This window comes from Grimontia sp. AD028, assembly GCF_000973155.1.
Classification (GTDB): Bacteria; Pseudomonadota; Gammaproteobacteria; order Enterobacterales; family Vibrionaceae; genus Enterovibrio; species Enterovibrio indicus.
On sequence record NZ_LASY01000038.1, the window covers coordinates 1 to 5,347 of the forward strand.

1 protein-coding gene is annotated in these 5,347 nt (G+C 62.1%); it reads right to left on the bottom strand.

Features of this window, described 5'->3' with window-relative positions; all coding sequences use genetic code 11:
• Positions 1–5,347: RHS repeat protein (locus RN22_RS09535; protein ID WP_156168194.1), on the bottom strand; the 5,347-nt coding region annotated here is incomplete at both ends.

Below are 5,347 nucleotides of genomic sequence, written 5' to 3' on the forward strand. Positions count from 1 at the left end.
GCATCAATGCGCGCCTGCTGGGCATTGAGCTCATCCAGTTTCGCTCTGAGGTCTGCCGACGCATCCTCAATCCCGCCAAGGGTATCTAACGCCTGCTGGAACACCCCATAGTCACTGAGCACACTGTCACCATTACGCACGCTGAGGATGGCGTTCTTGATGGCGCTGTTGTTGACGTACTCTTTCTTGGTCGCGACTTCCGAGTGGCGGTTGTATTGGTACTCAACAAGGTAACCATCACCGTCCAGGGTGAAGCGCTTGCGGCCCAGGGTGTCGTAGACCGTCATCTCGCTGCGCACGGTCTCGTTCGCCAGTTGCGCTTTAAGATGTTCGCTGAGGGCGTGGGTGCTGGTGAGTTCAGCCGTCAGGCTCACCGTCTCGCCATAACGCAGGGTCTGGGTGACCCTGCCTTCGCCGTCATAGCGGCGCTCACTCACCTGGCCGTTCGGGCTCACGGTAAAGCGAAGCTGCCCTTTGCCGTCATACAGGCTGTGGGTGGTGCGGTTGGCGGTGGAGGCCTCACTCCAACCCGCTTCGGTGGTCGGTGTGTGGTATTGGGTGGTTTGGGTTACCTGCCCGTTGGCGTTGTAGGTGTAGCCGGTGGCATACCCTGCCCCGTCGATTTCGTAGGTGATACGCCCGTCTTTGTCGTACCGGGTCTTTGTGACACGGTCTTTCGTGCTGTCCGCAATCTCTTTGACCGCTTCACCGGTCAGGAACACGGTCATCTTACGCGGCAGGGTAATGGCATGGGCATAGCGGGTGGTCTCTATCACCCGGCCGTTCACATCGTATGCGTATTCGGTGACATAGTTCAGGGCATTGACCTCATGCACCACCCGGCCGCGGCCGTCATAGGTGTAACGGGTCACCGCCCCGTTGCCGGTGATTTTCTCGGTCACCTGACCGGCCCCGTTGTAGCGGTATTCCGTGGTGCGCACGCTCTGGGTCTGGTCCCAGTCGGCGCCGGATTTCACCACCTTGTGGGTCAGATTCTGTTGGGCGTCATAGCCATATTCGGTGACGCGCTCTTCCAGTACCCGCGCCGCCGTGGTGTCGGTGGCAGTAATCACCTTGCCTTCCACACTGCGGAGCACCTGCCCATTGGCATCATACTGGTAGGTGGTGGCAACGCCGCCTAATTCGGTGTGTATCTCACGGTTGTGGCTGTCATAGTGGACTGTGGTAACCCGCCCTTCGCTGTTACGCCAGATGTTGCGGTTTTGGCTGTCATAGCCGTATTCGGTGGTGAGCGTGATGTCATCCACATGCTGGATGACCTGCCATTGCAGGCCGTTTTCTTTGTAGGTGTACTCGGTTTTGCCTCCTTCACTGTCAACCGTGAAGTGCAGCAGGCCGGAGTCGGCATGGTAGGTGTTTGTCGTGAGGGTTTCGGCCGTGTCACTGCCCGCCGCGGTAAATTCGGTGCGGGTCACCTGGCCACGGTGGTCATAGTGGAAGTGGCGCTGGTTGCCTTCCCCGTCGGTGACGGTAACTGTTTCACCGTGGGCATTCTTCTCCGTCGAGGTCCGCACCCCGCCCGGGGTCAGGATGGAGACGGTGCTCAGGTGGTCGTCATAGGTGTAGTAGGTGGGCAGCCACTTGCCATCCAGGTGTTTCAACGTGCGGCCGAACGCATCCAGCTCGATGAGCTCCTGCATGGCTCCGCTCAGGCGGGTAATGCGCTTGCGTCCCCACTCTGAATAGGTCAGGGTGGTCAACCTTCCGGCCCCGTCCCTCTCTTCCACCCTGCGCCCGGCATGGTCATACTTGCGCGTCCACTGGGCCACGTATTTGAGCTTGGCGGACGGCGCTATGTCGGTGAGGTCATCACCCCCGGTGATGCGGCTCCCCTCGCGGGTGTCTTTTGCCACCGACTGGGTGATGACATTCCCACGCGCATCATAGCCATACTGGGTCACATAGCGCGCAATCAGGTCGCCACGGGCTTCTCCTTCTGTGGTGTTGAACGCCTGGTAGGCATCCGACACATGCTGGCGCACCGTGTGGCTGACATGGCCTTGGTGGTTGTAGTGATACGCAGTGGTGATGCCTTCCCCGTCCACGGTGCGGCTCAGGCGTCCGGCGTTGTCATAGGTGAAGGTCTCTTTGCGCTCGCCCCCGGCCGTCCGGGTCTCTGTCTCCCCGAAAGCGTTGTAGGTGGTGGAGGTGGTGCTGCCTTCTGCGTCAGTCGTCGACAGCAGGCGCCCTGCCCGGTCATAGGCATAGGTGGTGGTGCCGGTCGCCGGATGGGAAGTGGTCTCTGTCCAGCCCATGGTGTTGTAGGTGGTTTGGCTGCCCTGCTGCGTGACCAGGTCGGTCAGCGCCAGCGATTGCCAGTCCTGCTTGCCCGCCAGGGTCACCTGGCCCTCGCGCTCATGAAAGCCGGTGTAGGTCTGGTACACACTGCGGCTGTCATCCGTGTTGACCGCCAGGGTCTGCTGGCGCAACAGCCCGGTCACCTCATCGTAGGCGTAGCGGGTCTCTATACCGTACTGGTTGATGCTGCTGATAAGGCGTCCGGCGCTGTCATGGCGTACCCGGCTCAGCAACTGGGCGGTGCCGGCCTGACTCAGAATGCTGGCTATACCGCCATCGCGGTTGTCGACCACACCCAGGTAGCGGTAGGTAGCCACTTCCCGGCCCCCGTCAAGATAACGGGTCCCGGTTAAATAGCCCTGGGCGTCCAGCACATACTGCTGACGCCCCCGGGCATCGTAGAAGGTCTGGGTGCGGTCAGTGTCTGTCGCCGTTGCGTTATCGACATCGGCGTGGGCCTCATGGTAAGTGCGGGTGTCACTCAGGCGCCCTGCCGCGTCATAGGCATAGCGGGTGATAAAGCCACCGGCATCGGTCTGGCTCATCAGACGGCCTGCCTCATCATAGGTGCGGGTGACACTGACGGCATTCGCCCGGTCACCTGCTGTGTAGGTCAGGGTCTGGGTCGGGCGGTCCTGGTGGTCATACACCGTCTCGGCCACTCGCCCTTCCCCGTCAATCACCCGGTGCACACGGCCACGGGCATCGTACTCGGTGGTAATGATGCGGTGGGTGGTTTTCTCACTGACCAGCGACAGGATGCTTTCTGCGGTCACCGTGAGGGCATCCTGAGTGTCATTCAGCCAGGTGCTCATGTCCACGGCGCTGTCGTAGCGGATTTCCTGCACCACCCGCCCTTCACTGTCACGGCGGTACTCGGTCACCTGACCGGTCACCGACACACTCACCCACAGACGCCCCGCACTGTCGTACTGCTGCACGCTCACGCTGCCGTTCGGGTAGGTGCTGGCCACAAGCTGGCCACGGGCATCGTAGACAAAGCCACGGGTGCGGGTCGCTTCCCCTGTCGCACGCTGGGTCTCGGTCACCAGCTCCCCGCGCGCACTGAAGGTACGCTCGGTCACCAGGCCACTTTCCTGGGTCACCAACACCTGCCGGCTGGCGTCCAGGTACTGGGTGCTGACCGTGTTCCCGGCCGCGTCCGTGGTGCTGATAACCCGGTTCAGGCCATCCACCACCTGGCTGCTCCGGGACAGCACGCGCACTTCCCCCGTCGCCAGGTTCCCGCTCAGGGTCTGTGTTCCCAGCAGGTTACCGAACGCATCATAGGTCATCTGCACATGCTCAGTGCCGGTCACTGACAGGGTCAGTGCCCCGTCTGCTGCCCGCACACTCTGGTCTAGCAACGACCACTGGCCGTCTTTGACTTCACTCACCGCCACCAACAGGGTGTCGGACGCCTGACGCTCGTCGGCTGTCCCGGTAAACAGCGGATGGTCCAGCCCCAGGGCTTTCAGGGCGTTCGCCGCCTTGCCGCTGAAGTTGTTGGCCCAGCCATCTGAGCCGGTCACCACCACCTTGCCCCCTTCTTCCGGCATCACCAGTGCCGCCAGCGCCTCGGTCAGTAGCCGGCCCCCGGCCGCTGCATTCTGGGTGTCCACCGTCGTACTGGAGACCACCCGGTGCTGCGCATCCAGCACCGTCAGGGTGATCCCCGTCCCCAGGTCGCTCACCACCGGGGTGGTCCCTACGGTGACGCTACGGCCTGCGCTTTCCACTGATGATGACACCGTGATGTCGGCCACCACGATGCCCTGACCGGCATCATCCAGCTGGGTGTAGGTGGTCTGGGTCGCCACTTCCCCGCGGGCATAGGTGTAGTCCGTGAGAAGGCTCTGTTGTTTGTTCTGTGTGCCTGCCCAGCCCTCGAGAGCGGACAGGTCAACTGTGGAAGCCGCATCGAACGCTGCCCCGGTGTATACCCGGGTCGAGACCCGCTCGCCCAGACTGTTGTAGGTGTGCTCAGTCACACTCCCTGTCGCTGACACAGTAAAGCGCAGCAGGCGACCGTCATACACCGCATGGCTGACCCCTTCGACACTGCCGTCTTCGTGGTAGCGGGTGCTGCTGATACGCTGGTTGTGGGCATCATAGGCATGGGACAGGGTCAGCACCCCGTTGCGGGACACCTCTGTCAGGTTGCCGTTATCGTCATAATCATTGCGTACCACCGTCCCACTGGCGTCGGTGACGGTCTTCAGGTTGTCAGCGTCGTCATAGGTATAGGTCATACGGCCTTGCACTGCGGCAGCCTCTGCCCCGGCACTGTCGCCATACACCACGTCCGGTGACAGCACAGACGTCAGGCGCCCTTGTGCATCGTGTTGGTAATAGCGCACCGCGCCACCCGCATCGGTCACCGCCAGCTGGTGCCCGTTGGCCCGGGCCGTGTCCCAGTCAAAGGCCGTCACCTGACCGTTGTCATTCATCGTGCTCAGGCGCGTCTGCCCCTCCACCTCCTGATACGACAGGGTCACCACACTGCCGTTACTCTGGGTGACGCTGTCTATCAGGGAGGAGGTGCCGTGATAGGTGTAGGTGGTGGTAAAGATATGGCCATCGTCAATGGATTTATCTGCCGGGGTTAAGTCCACCGTCACCGACGACAGACGCCCCAGGTCGTCATACCCGTAATGCACCTTGCTGTGGCTGTGGGTCAGGTCACCGTCTGCCCCCACCACGTAGGTGTCTAACCGCGAGACACGGCCGGCGTCATCATAGACCACACTCAGGGTCTCGCCGCCCGCGCCCACCAGCGAAGTCAGCACGCCGCTCTCATACCCGTAGGTCACCCGGTTGCCGTCGCTGTCTTCGGTGTACTGAAGCTGACCGTCACCCACACGGTAAACTTCACGCAGACCCGTCGTCCCTTCGGTGTACACCCAGTTATCCCCGTCACGCACCAGCACATCATGGGCACCGCTGCCGGACGTCGACAGATAAGTCCCGTCATCCTGCAGCCGGAACACGCTGCGGTGACCGTCTCCGCTCACCCGCTCCAGCACCT